The sequence below is a fragment of the Fundidesulfovibrio butyratiphilus genome (assembly GCF_054657235.1).
On the sequence record NZ_BAAHXA010000001.1, the window covers coordinates 930,380 to 950,095 of the forward strand.

Here is a 19,716-nt window from a genome sequence, read left to right on the forward strand (position 1 = left end):
CCCATTGAACTTATTGTTTGTTTTTGCAAAACATGCGCGTGTCCCGCAAGGACGAGGCGCTAGAGCGGCAAAGGATTGGGCGGCTCCAGGTCGAGCACTTCCTCGCCGCGTATGTAGGGCATGATCACGGGCTTGCGCACGGAAGCCAACAGGTTCTGAATGACGGCCTTCAGGCGCAAAATGGAATCCGCCACCCCGTGCAGGGCGACGATCTTGCGTTCGATGTCCAGATCGGTAAGCAGTTGACGCAGGCGCGTCACCTCGGAAACGAGTTCGGCCGGTGAAGTGCCGACGTTTGGCAGGGGACGGGCCAGGGCTTCCTTGATGTCCTCGATCACGTATTCGAGCTCTTCGAGCACAAGGGAGTTGTAGTTCATCATGATGCCCAGCACGTTGTTGCCCACGTGGGCCATGCCGCCCGCCGCCTTGGCCAGGGCGTCCCGCCCGAGTTCGAGTTGACGCCCCACCGTGAGCGACACGATCTTGGAGCAGTCGGCCAGGAACTGGGTTTCATAGCGGTCGAAAAAGCCTTCCTTGTGGGAATACAGCATGATGACGCCGAAGGCCTTGCATTCGAGCCCGCGCAAGAGAAACGCCAGGCGGCTGCGAAATCCCTGCTGGTAGGCCATGCAGTCCACGGACTCTCCCCCCCGCTCCATTCCGCGCAGGTTGTTGGAAAGCACGTGAAAAACTCGCGTCTCATGTACGGCCCGCATGACCGGGTGGTTGGGCAGGGAATCTTCCATGGCCCAGACAAAAATGGGGGTCTGCTTTTCGTCGGCCGAGTTGGTGGCCACGTTGATCCAGTTGCCCTCGTCGTCGCTGAGACGGCACACGAACAGATCGGCGCCCAGCTCGCGCAAGAGCACCTCGCCGCTTCGCTCCAGCACTTCCTCGGCGGTCTTGAACTCCTGTCCGGCCGCGATGAGATCGTACAAAATCTCGATCATCAAGGTGTTCTGCTCGTGGGCGCGCTTGAGCAGGTTGAAGCGGTGCTCCAGCTCGATATAGTACGGACTGTAATGGCGCAGCCGGTTGAGGCGCGAAGACTTGAGCCTGTCGAAGTCCAGGCGTATGTCGGTCAGACCCACCAGGAGCTCTTCCCAGGTGGTCATGGTCTTTTCCGGATCGGGAAACGTCGGCCGCTGCACCAGAACGTCAAAGCTGGTCTTGAGCGACACCAACAGGCTCAGAATCGCGACCTGTACCGCTGGCGGCGCCCCTTCAAGCATTTCAGCAAGTTGCACACGAGGATTGAGACGGCTTTCAAACCGGTTGGCCTGATCGGCGACGGGTGGCGAAGAGAGGCTCATACGTTGTGGGTAAGAGGGTTGCGTGCAAAACCGTGGAGCATGGCTCTTGAACACCAGACATACGCCCAGCGCCGGAAAATGCAAGGACAAAGCGAGTACGTGCCGAAAAGGACAAAGCCCCGCCGGATTCTGGTTAACCCGGCGGGGCAGACATCCAAGAGCGTTGCCTTCCTGAAAGAAACCGATCGCGCTGTATGCCCCAGCTCGGCCGGCTGTGTTTCGGCATCGCCTTGCCACACCTGCGTTTCTTGCAAGCAAGGGTTGTGCCAATTCCATTGACCCAACACTCTGGTAAATATTTCAAGCTTTTACTGGAAATCGCCAGAGGCATAATTGCAAACTCAAGTTAGCAGTCTGTTTCCCCAAGGATGCACCCCAAGGGCTACACGCAGAGGGACTTGCGGAAGCTCTTTAAGAATACTAGGGAGTTAAATGATCAAGCGAATGCTCTTCATCAAACCAGGGCACCTGCAAACCAAGTTTCTTCTCTGGCTGGCCGCGATCATGGTTCTGGTCGGCTTGATTTCGATATCTCTGCTCCGCCTGCACCTGCGCGCCATGCTCGAAGAAGACGTTCGCGGCAAGGCCAGACTCATTCTCTCCAACGTGGACGCGCTGGAGGGCTTCATGGACCAGGCCCTGCAACCCGCCATGTGCGAGGTGTTGGCCGGAGAACGCTTCATGCGCGAGTCCATGCACATGTCCCGCACGGTCATGGTGCCCGGCGAGCCCGAAAAGGAGCAATTCCACTACCGACGGGCCGGTTTCGGAGCCTTGGCCGGCGCCTCCGGCTCCAGCCCGCAGGAAAAACAGTTGGAAAACCGATTCGCGGAAAACCCCACGGCCCAACTGGAGGAATTCTTCACCCGCCAGCATGGCGAGGAGACCTACGTGGCCGCCAGACCGCTCCGGGCCAGGCCGGGGTGCCTGCGTTGCCACGGCGGACCGGACCAGGCCTCGGCCGACCTGCGCGAGCGCATGGGCGACCAGTGGGCCGGATTCGGTTGGAAGGAGGGCCAGCTCGTGGGCGCCCAGGTGGTAAGCCTGCCCCTGCGCGGCAGTCTGAGCCGCATTCACGAGGCCACATGGGGCTTCATTCTGCTTTTCGCCGTGGGCGGTCTGGGCTTGTACGCGCTCATCAGCATGCTTTTCAATCGGCTGGTGGTGCACAATCTCAAGCGGGTACTCGGGGTGATGCGCCATTATTTTCCCGAGGAAGCCAAAGAGCGCGGGCGTCCCACAGGGCGCGTGGACGAAATAGAGGAGCTGGTCCATTCGGTTGAGGATTTCGCGGGCAGCCTGCGCCAAGCCCGAAGCGAACTCAAATCCCACGCCGACACGCTGGAGCAGCGCGTGGCCGAACGCACGGCCGAACTCACCCGCGAGGCCGAAGCCCGCAACGAGGACGTGGCCCTCTTCATGGGGCTTCTGAACGGTCTGACCCGCAGCCACACCCGGCAGGAGATGCTCAACTCCAGCCTGGAGCTCATCGGGCGACGGTTCGGGGCGCATCAGGTTTCCTACTGCTGCACGCTCTCCAACGGAGCCACGCACACCTGGCCCCGCCGCGACCTCTACACCCCCCTGCCGCCGGACTGGCACACCATGGTGAGCCAGGGCCAGTCGCGCATCGTGGACCAATGCGTCATGGTGCCCGTGCAGACCGCCGAGGTGCGCCGAGGCCTTTTGGCCGTGTGCTGGGGCAAGGACAATCCCCCGGACGCCCATTCCCTGGAAATGCTCGGCGCGGTGGGCCGTCAGCTCGGCGTGGTCATGGAAAACCTGGAGGCCCTGGGCGGCCTGGTGCGCCAGAACGATCTCCTGCAGAGCGTGTTCGACGGCATAACCGACCCCCTCATGCTGCTCGACGATCTGGGCCGGGTGGTCATGGCCAACAGCTCGGCATCCGACCTGCCCTTGAGCGGGCTGCCCACCGATCCCGACCTGGCCGGCATCGACCTGGAAGACCAGCCCGCAAACGGATTTCTCAGTCTGGCCCTGGGCATCGAACCGGGCAAGCCCCTGCCGCAGCAGATGCTGCGCGCGCCCCAGATGCGCGAGGCCCGTCTGCCGGGAGACCGCTGGTTCATGGTGTCGGTGTATCCGCCCAGACACTATCTGGGTCGGGGCGGCGGACTGGTCGTGTACGTGCGCGAAGTGACCGCCGAACGGCGCATGCTGGAAAAATCCCAGCAGAACGAAAAGCTCTTGGCCGTAGGGCGTCTGGCCGCGGGCCTGGCCCACGAAATGAACAACCCCCTGGGGGTGATCCTGTGTTACGCCGAGCTGCTCAAGGGCCAGATTGGCGAAAACAGGCACCTCGAAGACCTGGACATCATCATCAAACACACCATACAGGCCCAGAAGGTGCTGGGCGATCTGCTGTGTTTCGTGCGTCCCAGCAAGGTGGAGCCGGCCCCCTGCGACCTGGCCGGGACGGCCCGGCAGACGGTGGAGATCTACCAGGCACGGGCCGCCGTGCGGGAGGCCGAGCTGGTCTTCGAGGAAACCGGCCCGGTGATGGTCATGGCCGACACCGCCGCTCTGGAACAGGTGCTGGCCAATCTGGTGATAAACGCCCTGGACGCGGCAGGCGCTCCGGGCGGACGCGTGATCGTGCGTTGCGCGCGGGAAGGGGACCGGGCGTACCTCAAGGTGCGCGACAACGGTCCCGGCGTTCCGGCGGAAAACAGACAGCGCATTTTCGAGCCTTTCTTCACCACCAAGGAGGTGGGACGAGGCACGGGGCTCGGGCTTGCGGTCGTGTACGGCCTGGTGGCCGACATGGGAGGATCGGTGGAAGTTTCGGAAGGTCCTGGAGCCCAGTTCACGGTGTGGCTCAATCTCGCGCGGGAGGTGACCCATGAGTCCCTCTGAAACCGTGCTCGTGGTGGACGACCAACCCGATTTCGCCAGGGGGCTGGCCCGCCTGATCGGTTCGCGGCGCCCCGATTGCGAGGTGTTGGTGGCCGCGGGCGGCCAGGACGCCCTGGAAACCATCTCCGCCCGGCCGGTGGACCTCCTGGTCACCGACCTGCGCATGCCCTCCATGCACGGTCAGGAGCTGCTCGAACGCGCCCTGGACATGGACCCCCTGCTCACGGTGGTCATGCTCACGGCCCACGGCGACGTGGAGTCGGCCGTGGCCGCGCTCAAGGCCGGGGCCTACGACTTTCTCACAAAGCCCGTGGACTCGTCCCATCTGATTCGGGTGGTGGGCAAGGCCCTGGAGCGCGCGGCCCTGCTGCGCGAAAACAAACGCCTGCGCGAATCCGTGGCCGCGTCCGAGGCCGCCCAGGAGCTCATCGGGGAAAGTCCCAGCATGCTCAGGCTCAAGCAGAGCATCGTGGCCGTGGCCCAGTCGGACTACACCGTGCTCATCCTGGGCGAATCCGGCACCGGCAAGGAGTTGGTGGCCCGCACCATCCACCGCCTGAGCAGACGCGCCCCCAAACCCATGCTGACCCTCAACTGCCCGGCCATCCCGGAACAGCTCCTGGAATCGGAGCTCTTCGGCCATGAAAAGGGCGCGTTCACCGGGGCGGACAAAAGCCGGCAGGGACTTTTTTTGGCGGCCAGCGGGGGCACGCTTTTGCTCGACGAGATCGGCGACATCGGGTTAAATGTGCAGACGAAACTCCTGCGCGTGTTGCAGGAGCGCGAAGTGCGCCCCCTGGGCGGCAGCAAGGCCGTGCCGGTGGATACCCGCATCCTGGCCTCCACCAACCAGAACCTCGAGGCCAAGATCAAGGACCGCACCTTTCGCGACGATCTGTTCTATCGGCTGAACGTGTTGACCATCGAGACCCCTCCCCTGCGGGAACGCCGGGAGGACATCCCCCTGCTGGTGGCCCACTTTCTTGTCCGGGCCGGCAAGGAGATGGGCACGTGCCCCAAGGAGGTCAATCCCGAGGTGCTGGCCTGCATCGCCTCGCAGCCCTGGCACGGCAACGTGCGCGAGCTTGAAAACTTCGTCCGGCGCATGGTGGTCTTTTCGCCGGGACCGGTCATTGATCCGGCCTCGGCCAGGGTGGCCCTGGGCTGCAAGCCGGTCCACCCGCACGGCCCCCGCGACTCCTGCCTGCCCGGCCGCTATCAGGATGCCAAGGCCCGCGCCCTGGACGCCTTCACCCGCTCCTACGTGGATCAATTGCTCGGGCGCACCAAGGGCAACATCTCCGAAGCGGCCAGATTGAGCGGACTCGAACGGGTGAGTTTGCAAAAGATTCTCAAGCGGCTGGGGATGGAAGCCAAGGAATTCAAAAAAGGGGATTCGAGTTGAAACGAGCGGCCGTTCTTCTCGTCGCCTGGGTCCTGGTCCTGGTCGCCGGGCTCCAGACCCTGGCCCAGCCTCCCGAGGAAAAACCCCATGAGGACCCGCCGCCCCAGGGCAGGCGTTTCGCCTTGCACATCCCCGACCAGTACGCCATCCCGGCCCCACCGGCCCTGGCGGCCGATTTCCCCAAGGGAATCCCCCTGCGCATGGGCTACGGCTTGAGCTTTTTCGTGAGCGAAGCCGACGGATCGCTCTTGCTCTACGGGCTCACCGGACGTGGGCCCACCCTGCCGGGTCCCTGGGTTGCCCGGGGCGGACGGCAGGTGCCCCTGCCTTCCCGCATATTTATCCAGCCGCAATACTCCCCGGCCTTGACCGCCCTGCGTCTGACCGACAAAAGCGCCAGCTTCGTGGGCCTTTGGCCCCTGCGCGACGAGTCGGGGAAGCCCCTGCGCGCCCTGCCGCCCGGGGTCTCCGGGCCGGGCCTCTTCCAGCCCCTGGACGTGGGGCTCAAGCGCTTGGGCTATGACCCGGGCGGCGTCTTTCCGGGCGGCGTGGCCAAGGACGCCCGGCGCAACTGCCTCTGGGTCAGCGACGACTACGCGCCCGCGCTTTTCAAGGTGTCGCCTGGCGACGGGCGCATTCTCAGACGTTACGTTCCCGGAGACGGCGTGCTGGGGGAACTGCCCGGGGACAGTCCCACCGTGCCCGTTTCGGGGCTTTGCGTCTCGGACTCCGGCAAGGTCTACGCCTGCCTGCATCGTCCCTTGCGTCTCAACGGCGTCTCGGCCCAGTTCGCCCGCCTGGTGGAGTTCAACCCCGAAAACGACTTGGTGCGCCATTTCGCCTACCCGCTCGACAAACAGGAGTACGAATCGCTGGATCTGGTGCGTGTCTCGGACCTGTGCTTCGTGGAAGAAAACCGCTTTCTGGTCCTGGAACAGGGACCGGGGAAAAACGGCTGGATAAGCCGGGTGTTCATGGCCGACATCAGCCGGGCCACCAACATCCGCCGGGCCGTGGACGATCAGGACCGCCCCGTCGAAGTGGTGGGCAGCTCCAAGGACTGGGACGCGCTGGGGCTGCGCATGGCCCGCAAGGTGCTCGTGCTGGACCTGGCGGCCGCGGGCATGACGGCCGAGCGCCCCATGTCCATGTCCCTGCTGCCTGGGCGCACAACCCTGGCCGTGCTGTCGCGAGGAGCCTGGGGCGTGCGGACCGTCCTGGAAAACCCGGCCAAGACGAGCTCGGGCCAGCCGCTGACGGACCTGGAAGACTACGTGCTCCAGCCTGACAACAGCCTGTCGGTATTCGGCCGATCCACCCAGACCAAACTCCGTGTGACGGCCGGCAAGCCCATGGAAAGCGGCTTGTGGATTTTCACCTTGCCCAAGGATCCTTCGGACTACAAAGTCACCTGGCACGGCGGCATGCCCGCTCCGCCCATGGGCGGCGTTCCCGCGAAACCCGCCGAACCGCCCAAACCGCCGCCGGCGCACCACTGACGCGCCCCCCCCGAGGATCGACAGCCGTTTTTCGGCGACGGTACGCCCACAAAAAATGTCCGCGAAACCACGACATCGTGCGTTTCGCGGACACAGATTTTTCCGCTTTTGGCAGTGCGACAAAACGCCGCGCGTTTTCGGGTCAGTCCGCTTTGAACTCGCCCTGGGCGCAAAGATCGCCGTACACGTAGTCGCGCACGGCCATGACCCAAGGTCTGGGGGCCACGCCCGTGGCGGTGGAGAATTTCGTGGTGTCGAGCACCGAATAGGCCGGACGTTTGGCCTTGGTGGGATATTCCGCCGTGGTGATGGCCCGCACCTGGCAGGAGAGTCCGGCACAGGACACCGCCTCGGCCGCCAGTTCGCACCAACTGGCCCGGCCGGAATTCACCACGTTGAAAATGCCCGTCGATCCGGTCTTGGCCAACGCCACGGAATAAGCGGCCAAATCCGGCGTGTAGGTGGGCGAGCCGATCTGGTCGTGCACCACGCGCAGTTCGTCGCGGTCCTTGGCCAGATTCAAGATGGTGGCCACGAAATTCCTCTTGCCCGGTCCGAACAGCCAGGCCGTGCGCAAGATGAGCAGCCGTTCCAACCCCAGGGCGAGCAGTCCCTTTTCGCCGTCCAGCTTGGTCTGGCCGTAGACGCCCGTGGGATTGGTCGTGTCTTCTTCGGTGTAGGGCATGCTTTTTTGCCCGTCGAACACGAAGTCGGTGGAATAATGCACCAGGGTGATCTTGCGCGGACCGCAGAGACGCCCCAGATTGACGGGCAGGGCCTTGTTGAGCTTGGCGGCCTGGACGGGTTCATCCTCGGCCAGGTCCACGGCCGTGTAGGCCACGGTGTTGTAGAGGTGCTTGGGCTTGAAGTCGTCGAGAAAGGCGGCCATGGACTCCTGGTCGCTCACGTCGAAATCGGCCCGGCCCAGGGCGGCCACCTCGAATCCTTCGGACTCCAGGGCCTTGACCAGAGGCACGCCCAACAGTCCGGTCCTGCCGCCGAGCACCGCAACCCGTTTTTTCATCGCCGTTCTCCGTACCAGGCGTTCATAAAGGCGAGATACGCGCCGCTTTGCACCTGTTCGAGCCAGTCGCCGTTGGCCTGATACCAGGCGATGGTTTCGGCTATGCCGCGCTCGAAGGTGTACTCGGGCGTAAATCCCAGTTCGGCCTCGGCCAGGGAGTAATCCATGGCGTAGCGTCTGTCGTGTCCGGGCCTGTCGCGCACGAAATTGATCAGGCTCTCGGGCTTGTCCAGGGCGGCCAGAATGGTCTTGACCACCTCGATGTTGGGCTTTTCGGCGTTGCCGCCGAAATTGTAGACCTTTCCGGGCTCGCCCTTGAGAAGGGCCAGCTCCACGCCCCGGCAGTGGTCGGTCACGTGTATCCAGTCGCGCACGTTCAAGCCGTCGCCGTACACGGGCAGGGATTCGCCCCGGCTGGCCTTGAGGAACATGAGCGGGATGAGCTTTTCGGGGAACTGGTAGGGGCCGTAGTTGTTGGAACAGCGCGTCACCACCACCGGAGAGCCGTAGGTTTCGAAAAAGGCCCGGCAGAGCATGTCCGCCGCGGCCTTGGACGCCGAATACGGACTGTTGGGGGCCAGCGGCGTGGATTCGGTGAACTTGCCCTCGGGACCAAGGGTTCCGTACACCTCGTCCGTGGAGACGTGCACGAAACGCGGCACGCCGAGTTGCCTGGCCGTGTCGAGCAGCACCTGCGTTCCCACCACGTTGGTCCGGATGAAGGGACCGGAATCGGTGATGGATCGATCCACATGGGATTCGGCCGCGAAATTCACCACGGCCTCGATCTCGTACGTATGCAGCAGGTGGGCCACCAGCTCGGCGTTGGCGATGTCGCCATGCACGAAATGGTAGCGCGAGCCGCCGTGTCGTTGTTCAAGAGGAAGCAGGTTGAAGCGGTTCCCGGCGTAGGTCAGCTTGTCGAGGTTGACCACGACCAGGTCGGGATGCTTGGTCAGCATCATGTAGAGGAAGTTTGCGCCTATGAAGCCGCACCCTCCAGTCACCAGTAAGCGCATAGCGATCCTTTGGTTGGCGAAAGCGTGGTTCGGGGCGTTGGCCCCGCGCATTGGCTTGCCTCAAACCGCCTTTAGAATCAATCGCAAAAAAAAAGCTTGCCAAGCGTCGCTATTTTCCCTATCTCCTGCGGCGGGCGGTTAACTCAGCGGTTAGAGTGCCATCTTCACACGGTGGAAGTCCGGGGTTCAAATCCCCGACCGCCCACCACCGAATACCCAAAGACCCCGCGACAGCGGGGTCTTTTCTTTCCCTCCATGATCCAGATCGTCCTCCACCACCCGGAAATTCCCCAAAACACCGGTTCCATCGCCAGACTCTGCGCGGCCACCGACACGCCGCTCAACCTCATCGAGCCCCTGGGCTTCAGTTTGGCGGACCGCTACCTCAAACGGGCCGGGCTGGACTACTGGCCCCACGTCAAACTCGCGGTCTGGTCCGACTGGCGGGCCTTTCTGGAAGGGGCCAAGCCCGGACGCCTGGTCTTCACCTCCTCGGGCAACCGGGGCGTGGTGGGCCGGTCCTACCATCAATTTCCCTTTTCGACCGACGACGCCCTGGTCTTCGGCTCCGAGAGTTCGGGCCTGCCGGACGAAATGCTTGGCGACCGCTCCCACTTGGTGCGCATTCCCATTTGGGGCTGCGTGCGCTCGCTCAACCTGGCCAACGCGGCATCCATTCTGCTCTACGAAGCCTTGCGCGCCACGGGGGGCTTGCCCGGGGAAACCGGGGCGGACGAAACGCCGGGATAACGCGCGACTTCCCGTGCCGGGGGAACGCTTGGGCCGTCTCGCCGTGCGTGTTCACGCCCCGGGAAGGGCCACGGGCCTTACGGCCGCGACGTCCCTCCCCGCCGCACGCGACAGACGTGGCTCGCCCGCCGGGCCACGGCGCGAAAAGTCCCTTCGTTTCTTTTTGAAAAACATCGCCATGTCGTTCATACTCGCGACGCATCGCGGGGCGAAAGCGCGTCCCCGCGCCGGCGAGCGCCGGTCCATCCCGTAAAACCGGCCAGCGGCCGACCAAACCACCCCACTACGCAATGGAAACCACCCTTCTCATCCCTCTGGCCGCCCTGGCTCTCGATTTGGCCGTGGGCGACCCCCACGGCTGGCCCCACCCCGTACGCCTGATCGGGGCAATCCTGAACCGCCTGGAATCCCAGGCCGCAACCCTTTCTCCGGCGGGCAAACGCCGCATGGGCCTGGCCTGCCTGCTGCTCGTGGGGCTGGGCTCCTACTTCGCCGTGGCCGGGCTGTGCGCCCTGCCGAAAGTGGGCTGGATCTTCGCCCTCTATTTCGCCTTTGCCGGCCTTTCCCTGGGCCAACTGCTGCGCGAGGGACTGCGCGCGGCGCGATTCATCGAGTGCGGCGACATGTACGAGGCCAAACGGGCCGTGTCCCAACTGGTCAGCCGCGACACCTGGTCCCTGGACCAAGCCGGCCTGCGCCGCACCCTGGCCGAAACCCTGAGCGAAAATTTCTGTGACGGGTTCGTGGCCCCGTTCTTCTTCCTCTGCCTGGGCGGACCGGCGCTCTTGTGGCTGTACAAGGCCGTGAGCACCATGGACTCCATGTGGGGCTACAAGACCCCGCGCTTTCTCGACCTGGGACGCGCCGGCGCCCTGGCCGACGACGTGCTGGCCTATGTGCCCGCCCGGCTTTCCGCCGTGTTTCTGCTGCTCGCGGGATTCTTTCTGCGCCTCGACATCGCGGGCGCGGCCCGCAACACCGCCCGCCACGCCGCCCGCATGGCCAGCCCCAACGCCGGCTGGTCCATGGCCGCCTGCGCCTGGCTTTTGGGCGCGTCCATGGGCGGACCGGCCGTCTACTTCGGCCAGAACGTGGAAAAGCCCCTGTTGGGGCCCGCCGGCGGAGTCTGGACCGCCCGCACCCTTGGCGACCTGACGCTGCTCTTGACCGTCGCCGGGCTGCTGTTCGGCTTTGTCTGCCTCACCGTCGTCTTCGCGCTGTGATCTTTTCGTGAAACCCTACCTCATGTTCGGTTGACCAAAACTCTCCTGGGAAAGTATCAGGGGCCGGGATGTCTTTTTCAAGGAGGAACACTACCATGTCGATGGAAGGCACCGTTAAGTGGTTCAGCGACAAGAAAGGCTATGGTTTCATCACTCGTGACGGCGAGGATGACGTGTTTGTGCATTACTCCTCCATCTCTGGAGAGGGCTTTCGCACGTTGCGCGAAGGCGAAAAAGTGGCCTTTGAAATCTCTCACGGCGAGCGCGGCCCCAAGGCGACCAACGTCATCAGAAGTTGCTAGCGCATGCAACGCTTTCAGGCCCCGCCGGACTGATCCGACGGGGCCTTTTCTTTTTGTTTGCGCACAAACTGCGCCCGCAAGGCAAGCGGCAAGGTCGCATGACCTCCCGCGTTGAAGCCTTGTTACGCTTTCGTTACAACGACGTTACTTTCCCAATTCCTTGCTGCGCTTGGCGGAAAGTCCCACGGCGTCCACAATGGCGCCGCGCACGGCCTGACGATCCATATGCATGAGGGCGGCGATGGTGGTGCCGGCGGGCGAGGTGACCATCTCGCGCAGTTGACTCAGATGCAGCGGGCTTTGTTCGGCCAACTTCACCGATCCCGCAAACAGGGCCGTGACCATCTGCGTGGCCTGGGCCCGTTGCAGCCCCTGGGCCACGGCGGCTTCCACCACGGCTTCCATGAAGTAAAACACATAGGCCGGACCACTGCCCACCACGGCGGTAAAGGCGTCGAAGTCCTTTTCCGGCAGTTCCTGCACCTGGCCCGCGCGGCTGAGCATGGCCTCCACGAACCGTTTTTGTTCGTCGGTCAGGTCGGGGTCCTCCAGGCACAGGGCCATGACCCCCGCGCTCACCAGGGCCGGCGTATTGGGCATGACCCGCACCACCGGACAAACGCCTCCGGCCAGATCGCGCAGGGCCTGGGCGGTCACTCCGGCCACGATGGAGACCAGGCACTTGGCCGGCGTGAGCGCCGCGCCCAGCTCGCGACGCACGGCCCCCAACTGTTGCGGTTTGACGCACAAGACCACGTAGTCCCCGGTCTTGACCGCTTCCGAGAGGCTGGCCGCGGCCTTGACCCCGGTCGCGGCGCAGAAGTCGTTGAGTTTGGCCTGATCCACGTCGTAGGCCGCAAGCGTCACGCCCGGCACCGGCATGTCCACCAGGGACCGCATCAGGGCTTGGCCCATATTGCCCGTGCCGATAAAGGAAATTGTCGCGTTCATAAATCACCCTTCCAATTCAAGGCGGTTGAAGAAATACCCGATCTCGAAGGCCGCGGTCTCGGGCGCGTCGGACCCGTGCGCCGCGTTTTGTTCTTTGTTCAGGGCGAAGCGCTTGCGGATGGTGCCTTCGGCGGCCTCGGCCGGGTCGGTGGCGCCCATGAGGGCGCGGTAGTCGGCTATGGCGTTCTCGCCCTCCAGCACGGCGGCCACCAGAGGACCGGAGCACATGTACCGGGTGAGTTCGTCGAAAAAGGGACGCTCGGCGTGCACCTGATAGAACCCCCGGGCCTGGGCCAGGGTCAGGCGAACGCGTTTGAGGGCGATGATGCGCAGGCCGCCGGCCTCGATCATGGACAGAATCCGTCCCACCAGATTGCGGTTCACGGCGTCGGGTTTGACGAGGCAGAGGGTGCGTTGCATGGCGGGTCCTCCCGTGGTGAATGTGCGCCCGGCCGGGGAGCGGATCGTCTCGCCCGCGGCTCCCGCGACACTTCCGGGCGCTTGAAAACGCGCGGCCGCTCGCCCGATTGCGGGCCGCGTCGGACGCTCAGTTGGCCTTGAGCAGGCGCGAGAGCGGGACCAGGCGCACGCGTTGGTCGCGTCGAATGTTCCAAGCGGCCAGGGCGGCCAGGGTCTCGGGATGGGGATGGCCGATGGCCACGGCGCGTCCCTTCATCAGGGCCAGGCGCTCGGCCTCCTTGAGCATGAGAATGGCCGACTGCTGTCCCCGCTCGTTGTCGAGAAAAATGGCCCGCGCCAAAACGGGCACGCCGGCCTTGGCGGCCCGCTTCTCGGCCACGGACCCCTCCGAGGTCTTGGAGTCGAGGAAAAAAAGCCCCCTGGCCTTGAGCACGGCCATTACCGCGTCCATGAGGGCCGCGTCTTCGCTGGCCCGCGATCCCATGTGGTTGTTCATGCCCACGGCGTGCGGCGTCTGGGCGAGGTTGCCGTCCACGACGCGCTTCACGTCCTTGGCCGACATACCCACGCGCAGGCCTCCGGGCCCCATGGCCCGGGGCGGGGCGTTCCAGGCCTCCATGGGCTGGTGCAGCAGCACCTCCAGGCCGGACTTGGCCAGTTGGGCGTCCGTCTCGCGCGTATGGGTCAGGCCCGGCAGCACCGAGCCGGTGAGCGGCATGCGCAGATCCGCCACGGCCTCGACCTGGGAGAGGTTCGCCCCCAGGTCGTCGATGACGATGGCCAGCAGGACCTTGCCCTTGCCCGCATGGTCCTGGGAAGGCGGCTCGGGTTGGGGCTTGCCCGCGTCCTGGCCGGCAGGATCGGCCGGCGACGGGGGCGTTTCCTGGGACGCCCGCGCGGGCTGCGGCTGGGCGGCGGGCTGCGGGGGGGCAGGCGAAACAGCGGGCCGCTGCTTGGTCGAAGCGACCGTGGACGTCTGGTCTCCCAACAGCGCGGTGAGGGATTTGTACGAGGGCAAGTACTTCTGGGCCACGAAAAGCAGGACCAAGGCGGCCGCAACGCCCAGCAGAAACGCCAACGCCACGTTGCCGTTGGAGTTTTTCGCCGGACGTTTGGACTTGCTCTTGGCGCTCTTGGTGCTCTTGCGGGGTTTCCTGGCTGCCATGGCCGGGCTCTACGCCATTACGCAAGCAAAATCCACAGTCCCTCCAAGCCCCTCCCGCCAAAGGCGAAACGCCGGACGGCCCGCCTCAAGGGCGCACCGTCCGGCGTGAAAGCGTTGTGGTTGGCTCGGTCCGTTTTTCCGGGCTTCGGGCAGCTAGTCCCCCCAGTGCTCGTAGACCTTGTTCACCCGGTCAATGATCTGGACGTACCGGTAGGGCGATCCCTTGCGCGCGGCCACCTCGTAGAGCCTGCGGCCTTCTTCCTGGCAGCGCGGACAGGCCCCGAACGGCACCCGCACCCCCAGGCTCAGGGGATTGAGGCTGGAGCGGCACTCCACGACCAGCACTCCTGCGCAGTCCGGGCAGAGGCGCACCTTGTCCTTGCGCCGTTCGGAGATACCGTCCGTGTCGTAGTACACGCGGTGTTCGCGCACGAACCACTCGCCGTCCACCTCGCCGTCGTCGGGCATGCTGGGGATGTTGTCCAGAAAGGCCATGAGTTGTTCGGCCAGGGAGTGCGTATATTCGGTGATGCGCGGCTTCTGGACGAAGCGTTCCGGCCTGTAGTCCGGTTCGCGCACCTGGCTGGTGTCCACGCCGGCCATGGCCAGGCACAACCCCAGGTTCACGTAGGGCAGCGCCCCCTGGATGGAGTAGCCGCCCTCCAGCACCGCGATGTCGGCCTTGAGGCGGCGGGTGAGTTCCGCGTAGCCCTGGGCCGAAAAGTTCATGGTGGTGATGGGATCGGAGTAGTGGTTGTCCTGACCGGCGGAGTTGATGATGAGTTCGGGCTTGAACCGGTCCAAGAGCGGCAGGACGATGTTGTCCAGAGCGTAGAGAAAGCCCTCGTCGCAGGTGCCGGGCGGCAGGGGGATGTTCACCGTGGCCCCGCGCGCGCCCGGTCCGCCCAGTTCGTCGGGAAAGCCGGTGCCGGGATACAGGGTGCGCCCGTCCTGGTGCATGGAGATGTAGAGCACGTCCGGGTCGTGCCAGTAGATGTCCTGCGAGCCGTCGCCGTGGTGACAGTCGGTGTCCACGATGGCCACCCGGCGGATGCCGTAATGTTCACGCAGGTATTCCACCATCACGGACTCGATGTTGATGGTGCAGAACCCGCGCGAGCCGTGCACCGTAAGCATGGCGTGGTGTCCCGGCGGACGCACCAGGGCGAAGGCCCGGTCGACCCGCTTTTCCATGAGCAGCCTGGCCGACTTGATGGCCCCGCCGGCGCTGATGAAGTGGGAGTCCGTGACCACCTGTTCGACGCTTGGAAACACGAAATGCGACCGGTACACATCGAGCGGCGTGGCCACGTCGGGCTTGAATTCGGTAATGCCCTCGATGTCGAAGATCCCTTCCTCGCGCAGTTGGTCCTGCGTGTAGAGCAGGCGCTCCTGACGTTCGGGATGGGTGGGGCTGATGGCCCAGTCGAAGGCCGGAAAAAACACCACGCCCAACCTGTTTGCGGCTTTCAGGGCCTTCATGAGGCCACCCTCCCGTAGCCCGGCAGCACTCCGGGCCTGATCTGGCATTTCACCCGGATGTTGCGTCCGGTCATGCGACTTCCCTCGATCATGTTGAACGACTGGGCCTGGACCGTGTCGATGGGGGCCTGGTCCGCGTCAAGCCCCAGGCGGTCGCGGTACTCGGCCAGAATGCGCCGGGCGTCTTCCTTGGCCTGGTCGAGCGAGTACTTGTTGTCCACGGTCTCCTCCACGCCGAAGGCCGGCACGAGCATGCGCCCCTGGGCCGTGTCCGCGAAGAGCTCGGCGGCCAGGGTCGGACGCGACAGGGCCGCGCCCAGAGCGTTGGCCACCGTGAAGTTGGGCGGCACCACCACCTTGCCCTGGCCGAAGGCCTCGGCCAACAGCCCGGCCATGGCCTCGGCCGGGCCGCCCATGACGTAGAACCGGGCCGGGACCACCCGCTTGCCTTCCAGAAGCTCGTGAATGGTATACACCGGACGCCGATTGATGGCCGCGACCAGATCGTCCACCGCCTGGCGTATGGACCCCACCGCCGCTTTGGCCGCACGGGCGGCGAGATCGGCCGGGGCGAACCCGGTCCGCGAGGCAAGCTCGACCAGCCCGCGCTCCGAGGCTTGCGTGTCGCCCCTGGCGCAGACTCCGGCCACGTTCAGGGCGTCCACCAGCGTGGGCCGGTCGCCGCCCTCGGCCATGGCCGGACCGTAGCGTCTGGGACCGACCAGCACCTCGCCGCCTTCCACCGCGATGGCCGAGTCGCCGCCCACGCCGATGCTGGTGGATGTGAGCGCCCGCACCAGAGTGGGACGGTCCGCGATGACCGCGCCGTCCGGCTCGATGAGCGGAGCGCCTTCCGCAAACACCGCGATGTCCGTGGTGGTGCCGCCGATGTCCAAAATCACGCAGTCTTCCGTGATGTCGCACAGGGCGATGATCCCCATGACCGAAGCCGCCGGCCCGGAGAGAATGGATTCCACGGGAAATCCCCGGGCCGCGTCCAGGGGCATGGTGCCGCCGTCGGCCTTGAGGATGTTCACCTGGGCGCGAAGGCCCAATTCCTGGGCGCATTCTTCCACGGCGGCCAGGAATCTGTTGAACACCCGCCACACCGAGGCGTTCAAGCTCGCGGTGTGGATGCGCCGCGGAAAGCCCAACTGGCCGGAAAATTCGTGTCCCAGGCTCACGAAGTCGGCCTGGGTGGAAACGGCGTCGCGTATCACGCCTTCGATCTCGGGATTGCGGGTGGAAAATTTCCCCACCGCGGCATACACCCGCACACCGTCCGCCGTGCAGATGGCCAGGGGGTCGGTCAGGGCGCCCACCGGCAGTTGGGCCACCACGCGTCCCCTGTGATCCACGCTGCCGGGCAGCACAAAGCCGTATGGTCCGTCCAGGTGGGCGCGGGGGTCCACGCCCGGTCCGCCCGAAACGAACACGCCCACCGTCTCGGTGAGTCCCTGCACGATGGCGTTTGTGGAAAGGGTCGTGCTCAAATTAAGTCGGATCACCTGGTCCGGGGACGCGCCTTCCAGCACCCGCCCGAGCACCTCGCGTATGGAGACGAGCAGGTCGTCGTGCCGGGTCCTGGCTTTGGCCCAGGCCCTGAGCCCCGTCTCGTCCACCAACACGGCGTCGGTATGCGTGCCTCCCACATCGATGCCAAGCAACATATGCACCGTCCTTGCGCCCGCCAGGGGCTTGCGGCTGTCCGCCACCAGGCGGCGATGCCCGCCCCGGCGGAGGTTGCTTCCTTCCCCCGGCCCGGACACCGCGCCCGGCCGAAGGAATATATTTCCGAAAGACTAGCAGGAACCCAGCCCCCCGTCGAGTCGACAGGCCGGGCGACGGGAAGAGGAAAGGAAAGAGCGGCTGACCTGCCCGCCCCAAAAGTCGATTCGTACAGCCTGTTCAAAAACCTTGCTGGCAAGGCGCGAGAAATAATCAAGCTCAAAGCGGGGTTGGCATCCGTTTCGGGTTTGAAATTTTCGCAGCGACGCAGCCAGCAAGAATTTTTCAACACGCTGTGACGCCAAGACGATTCCGGAAGGGAGCCGAGGAAGGCGATTATGTTTCAAAACCGGGTCTTGCTCGTACCCCGTCCCAAAAGGGCTTGTCCGGAAAGGGGAAGTTCCACCAGCGGCATGGTCAAGAGCACACGGAAAAAGCGGAAACCGACTGGAATGGTTTCGCGTTGTCGCCAAGCGCCACACAAAATCCCCGGTCCGGGGCGCGGTCCTGGCGACGCACGGCCCGCGCACGGGGGAATCGCCCGTCTTGGCGGGCGCCTTCCTTCCGCGCCAGCTTTTAATCAAACGATTGACATTTTTTCAAGGCGGACGCATGTCTCTCCCAACGGGAAACACGGTGGAAAAATCCATGCCTCAAGCCGCCACGCCAAAGGACAAACGCCTGACCAAGGGCCAACACACGCGCCAGCGTCTGCTGGAAGAAGCCCTGCGCCTGTTCGCCGAAAAGGGCTACGCCGCCGTGGGCATTCGGGAGGTGGCCGGAGCGGCCGAAACCAACGTGGCTTCCATCGCTTTTCATTTTTCGGGGAAGGAAGGCCTCTACGGCGCGGTGATCGAACACGTGGCCGACGAATTGGCCGGACTCCACCGCACGGTCATGGACGAGGCGGACAGGCAGGGCCGGGAGCGGGGGGAAGACTCCGACCAACGCATCGTGCGCATCGTGGGCATGCTCGCCTCCAAGCTGCTGCTTTCCAATCGTTCGCAATGGATGAGCCTGCTCTTGCAGCGCGAGTTCATCACCCCCACGGCGTTTTTCCCGAAACTCTATGAAAGGGCCATCCGTCCCACCCTGGAGGCGCTCCAGGCCCTGATCGACACGCGAACCGGCGCCGTCGCTTCCCCGGAGGACAGCAAGATTCTGGCTTTTTCCCTGTTCATCCTGGCCAGCTCGTTTCAGCGCAACCGCAACACCTTTTTGCACTTCGCCAACAAGAACGAATACTCCAAGGACGACGTGGAGCGCATCAGCCGCGTGATCGCCGCCTTCGTCCAGGGTGGTTTGCCCGGCGCATTCAATCCCCGGGAAAGGCGCACGCCATGAAACAACACGATCGGCTCTTCACGGTGGACTTCGTTTTCATTTGCCTTTTGATCTTGTTGACCTACTGCAACATCACCGTCTTCTACAACCTGTACCAGTTCCTGGAGCAGATCGGCATCGCCAAGGCGTGGCGCGGTTTTCTCATCGGCAGTTCCTCGCTGGCCACCATCGCGTTTTTCCTGTTCGCCAGTCCCTACCTGACCGTGAAGAACTCCATCGCCGCGGCGACCCTGGGCGCGCTCATCCTGCTCGCCTGCGGCGTAAGCTACCTCTACGCCCGCGACGTGCCCACCCTGCTCCTCGTGCGCTTGGCCAACGGCGCGGCCGTGTATCTGCTTTCCGCCGCCTGCATGACCCTCATGGTCTCGCGCATCCCCACCCAGCGGAGCGGACAGGCCTTCAGCCTCTATTCTGTGGCCCTGCTGCTGCCCTACTCCCTGGTGCCGGCCGTGTGCGACGCGGTGGTCCCCCATCTCGAATCGCTCGCGGTCGGCTACTGGGGCATGTCCCTGCTGCTGCTCCCCGGACTGGTCATGATTTTCGTCCTGAGCCGCAGACAACGCGCCCATACGGACGAAGCGCCCGCTCCCGCCGCCATCTCCCTGAGCGACATGTACCGCAACGCCCTGTCTCCGCCCATCGCCCTGGTGCTTCTGCTGAACGCCTTCTACATCGTGTGCTTTTCCTCGTTCTTCTTCATGGCCAAGGGATTGTTCCAGTCGCGGGGCTTTCCCAACGTGGGCTCGTACTTCACCATCCAAATGTTCTGCATGATCGCGGTGCGCCTGTTCGGCAACCGGCTTTTCGACCAGGTGCGCAAGGTGCGCCTTATCGCCCTGAGCTTTCTGATGGCCTCGGCCAGTTTCCTTCTGGCGGCCCATTCCTACACCCTTCCGGGAATGTATCTTTCCTCCCTGATCATGGGAATCGGAACCGGCGTCAGCTCCCCGGCGCTCTACGGCCTGATGTTCACCATCTCGCCGCCCCGCTTCAAGACCATAAACTCCAACCTCATGATGCTGTCGCTTCAGGTCGGCAACTTCGTCGGCCCGATCTACGGCGCACAGATCATGCACGACATCGGCTATACCGGCCTTCTGTTGTCCAACGCCGCCTGTTGCCTGATGGGAATCGGATTGTGCGTCCTGCTGACCAGCCGCTGGGTGGATGTGAAGGGACATATCGCGCGGGTGTGACACGCCGACCCGTCGCGC

The 19,716-nt window shown here is 64.4% G+C and carries 16 protein-coding genes and 1 tRNA gene; 9 read left to right on the forward strand and 8 right to left on the reverse strand.

All coding sequences use genetic code 11. The features are described 5' to 3' along the window. Positions 1–59 precede the first annotated feature (59 nt). Positions 60–1,181 carry a histidine kinase gene (locus ACYQ01_RS04655; protein WP_459932662.1) on the reverse strand — a complete coding sequence of 374 codons (1,122 nt, stop codon included), beginning with the start codon at positions 1,179–1,181 and terminating at the stop codon, positions 60–62. A gap of 564 nt (positions 1,182–1,745) precedes the next feature. Between ACYQ01_RS04655 and ACYQ01_RS04660 the strand changes: the two genes are divergently transcribed. From ACYQ01_RS04660 to ACYQ01_RS04670, 3 genes are read left to right on the forward strand one after another with little or no spacing between them, the layout of a single operon-like run. Beyond that, on the forward strand, positions 1,746–4,190 hold the full coding sequence (locus ACYQ01_RS04660; RefSeq protein WP_459932663.1) for an ATP-binding protein: 2,445 nt from the start codon (positions 1,746–1,748) through the stop codon (positions 4,188–4,190). Beyond that, positions 4,177–5,595 carry a sigma-54-dependent transcriptional regulator gene (locus tag ACYQ01_RS04665; RefSeq protein WP_459932664.1) on the forward strand — a complete coding sequence of 473 codons (1,419 nt, stop codon included), beginning with the start codon at positions 4,177–4,179 and terminating at the stop codon, positions 5,593–5,595. The genes ACYQ01_RS04660 and ACYQ01_RS04665 overlap by 14 nt, the downstream gene beginning before the upstream one ends. Continuing rightward, entirely contained in the window at positions 5,592–7,094 is a 1,503-nt protein-coding gene (locus tag ACYQ01_RS04670; RefSeq protein ID WP_459932665.1) for an esterase-like activity of phytase family protein, read from the forward strand. The genes ACYQ01_RS04665 and ACYQ01_RS04670 overlap by 4 nt, the downstream gene beginning before the upstream one ends. A 142-nt stretch (positions 7,095–7,236) precedes the next feature. Here the strand turns inward: ACYQ01_RS04670 and rfbD are convergent, their stop codons facing one another. Both rfbD and rfbB read right to left on the reverse strand, forming a co-directional pair. After that, positions 7,237–8,118 carry a dTDP-4-dehydrorhamnose reductase gene (gene rfbD, locus ACYQ01_RS04675; protein ID WP_459932666.1) on the reverse strand — a complete coding sequence of 294 codons (882 nt, stop codon included), beginning with the start codon at positions 8,116–8,118 and terminating at the stop codon, positions 7,237–7,239. After that, entirely contained in the window at positions 8,115–9,137 is a 1,023-nt protein-coding gene (gene rfbB / locus ACYQ01_RS04680) for a dTDP-glucose 4,6-dehydratase (RefSeq protein ID WP_459932667.1), read from the reverse strand. Before rfbB ends, rfbD begins: the two co-directional genes overlap by 4 nt. A 132-nt stretch (positions 9,138–9,269) precedes the next feature. On the opposite strand from rfbB, the gene ACYQ01_RS04685 reads away from it, so the two are divergent. The 4 genes from ACYQ01_RS04685 (at position 9,270) to ACYQ01_RS04700 (ending at position 11,412) form a co-directional block, all read left to right on the forward strand. Continuing rightward, a tRNA-Val gene (locus tag ACYQ01_RS04685) sits at positions 9,270–9,345 on the forward strand. Between the two features lie 47 nt (positions 9,346–9,392). Then, positions 9,393–9,887 (forward strand): tRNA (cytidine(34)-2'-O)-methyltransferase, encoded by a 495-nt coding sequence (locus ACYQ01_RS04690; protein WP_459932668.1) that lies wholly within the window; start codon positions 9,393–9,395, stop codon positions 9,885–9,887. 290 nt (positions 9,888–10,177) lie between these two features. Then, a complete protein-coding gene (locus ACYQ01_RS04695; RefSeq protein WP_459932669.1) occupies positions 10,178–11,110 on the forward strand; it encodes a CobD/CbiB family cobalamin biosynthesis protein in 933 nt (310 codons plus the stop codon). A gap of 95 nt (positions 11,111–11,205) precedes the next feature. Then, a complete protein-coding gene (locus ACYQ01_RS04700) occupies positions 11,206–11,412 on the forward strand; it encodes a cold shock domain-containing protein (protein WP_459932670.1) in 207 nt (68 codons plus the stop codon). 144 nt (positions 11,413–11,556) lie between these two features. On the opposite strand, the gene proC is transcribed toward ACYQ01_RS04700, so the two are convergent. From proC to ACYQ01_RS04725, 5 genes are all read right to left on the reverse strand, one after another. After that, positions 11,557–12,363, reverse strand: coding sequence for a pyrroline-5-carboxylate reductase (proC, locus tag ACYQ01_RS04705; RefSeq protein ID WP_459932671.1), 807 nt, complete (start codon positions 12,361–12,363; stop codon positions 11,557–11,559). A 3-nt stretch (positions 12,364–12,366) separates the two neighbouring features. Then, a complete protein-coding gene (gene ndk, locus ACYQ01_RS04710; protein WP_459932672.1) occupies positions 12,367–12,783 on the reverse strand; it encodes a nucleoside-diphosphate kinase in 417 nt (138 codons plus the stop codon). Positions 12,784–12,910: 127 nt separating this feature from the next. Further along, on the reverse strand, positions 12,911–13,948 hold the full coding sequence (locus ACYQ01_RS04715) for a divergent polysaccharide deacetylase family protein (RefSeq protein WP_459932673.1): 1,038 nt from the start codon (positions 13,946–13,948) through the stop codon (positions 12,911–12,913). A gap of 153 nt (positions 13,949–14,101) precedes the next feature. Next, positions 14,102–15,430, reverse strand: coding sequence for a histone deacetylase family protein (locus tag ACYQ01_RS04720; RefSeq protein ID WP_459932674.1), 1,329 nt, complete (start codon positions 15,428–15,430; stop codon positions 14,102–14,104). Then, positions 15,427–17,100: a hydantoinase/oxoprolinase family protein gene (locus ACYQ01_RS04725; protein WP_459932675.1), complete on the reverse strand. Its 1,674-nt coding sequence runs from the start codon at positions 17,098–17,100 to the stop codon at positions 15,427–15,429. The genes ACYQ01_RS04720 and ACYQ01_RS04725 overlap by 4 nt, the downstream gene beginning before the upstream one ends. A gap of 706 nt (positions 17,101–17,806) precedes the next feature. Here ACYQ01_RS04725 and ACYQ01_RS04730 point away from each other — a divergent pair. Both ACYQ01_RS04730 and ACYQ01_RS04735 read left to right on the forward strand, forming a co-directional pair. Then, a complete protein-coding gene (locus tag ACYQ01_RS04730; RefSeq protein WP_459932676.1) occupies positions 17,807–18,502 on the forward strand; it encodes a CerR family C-terminal domain-containing protein in 696 nt (231 codons plus the stop codon). Further along, complete coding sequence (locus ACYQ01_RS04735) at positions 18,499–19,698, forward strand: MFS transporter (RefSeq protein ID WP_459932677.1); 1,200 nt, start codon at positions 18,499–18,501, stop codon at positions 19,696–19,698. The genes ACYQ01_RS04730 and ACYQ01_RS04735 overlap by 4 nt, the downstream gene beginning before the upstream one ends. Positions 19,699–19,716 lie beyond the last annotated feature (18 nt).

What these genes read in the sequence shown, in the direction of transcription:
- ACYQ01_RS04730 (WP_459932676.1), top strand. Translation starts at nt 17,807, where the DNA reads ATGCCTCAAGCCGCCACGCCAAAGGACAAACGCCTGACCAAGGGCCAA.
- ACYQ01_RS04725 (WP_459932675.1), bottom strand. Translation starts at nt 17,100, where the DNA reads ATGTTGCTTGGCATCGATGTGGGAGGCACGCATACCGACGCCGTGTTG.
- ACYQ01_RS04690 (WP_459932668.1), top strand. Translation starts at nt 9,393, where the DNA reads ATGATCCAGATCGTCCTCCACCACCCGGAAATTCCCCAAAACACCGGT.
- ACYQ01_RS04665 (WP_459932664.1), top strand. Translation starts at nt 4,177, where the DNA reads ATGAGTCCCTCTGAAACCGTGCTCGTGGTGGACGACCAACCCGATTTC.
- ACYQ01_RS04700 (WP_459932670.1), top strand. Translation starts at nt 11,206, where the DNA reads ATGTCGATGGAAGGCACCGTTAAGTGGTTCAGCGACAAGAAAGGCTAT.
- proC (WP_459932671.1), bottom strand. Translation starts at nt 12,363, where the DNA reads ATGAACGCGACAATTTCCTTTATCGGCACGGGCAATATGGGCCAAGCC.
- ACYQ01_RS04695 (WP_459932669.1), top strand. Translation starts at nt 10,178, where the DNA reads ATGGAAACCACCCTTCTCATCCCTCTGGCCGCCCTGGCTCTCGATTTG.
- ACYQ01_RS04660 (WP_459932663.1), top strand. Translation starts at nt 1,746, where the DNA reads ATGATCAAGCGAATGCTCTTCATCAAACCAGGGCACCTGCAAACCAAG.
- ACYQ01_RS04735 (WP_459932677.1), top strand. Translation starts at nt 18,499, where the DNA reads ATGAAACAACACGATCGGCTCTTCACGGTGGACTTCGTTTTCATTTGC.
- ACYQ01_RS04720 (WP_459932674.1), bottom strand. Translation starts at nt 15,430, where the DNA reads ATGAAGGCCCTGAAAGCCGCAAACAGGTTGGGCGTGGTGTTTTTTCCG.
- ACYQ01_RS04715 (WP_459932673.1), bottom strand. Translation starts at nt 13,948, where the DNA reads ATGGCAGCCAGGAAACCCCGCAAGAGCACCAAGAGCGCCAAGAGCAAG.
- rfbB (WP_459932667.1), bottom strand. Translation starts at nt 9,137, where the DNA reads ATGCGCTTACTGGTGACTGGAGGGTGCGGCTTCATAGGCGCAAACTTC.
- rfbD (WP_459932666.1), bottom strand. Translation starts at nt 8,118, where the DNA reads ATGAAAAAACGGGTTGCGGTGCTCGGCGGCAGGACCGGACTGTTGGGC.
- ndk (WP_459932672.1), bottom strand. Translation starts at nt 12,783, where the DNA reads ATGCAACGCACCCTCTGCCTCGTCAAACCCGACGCCGTGAACCGCAAT.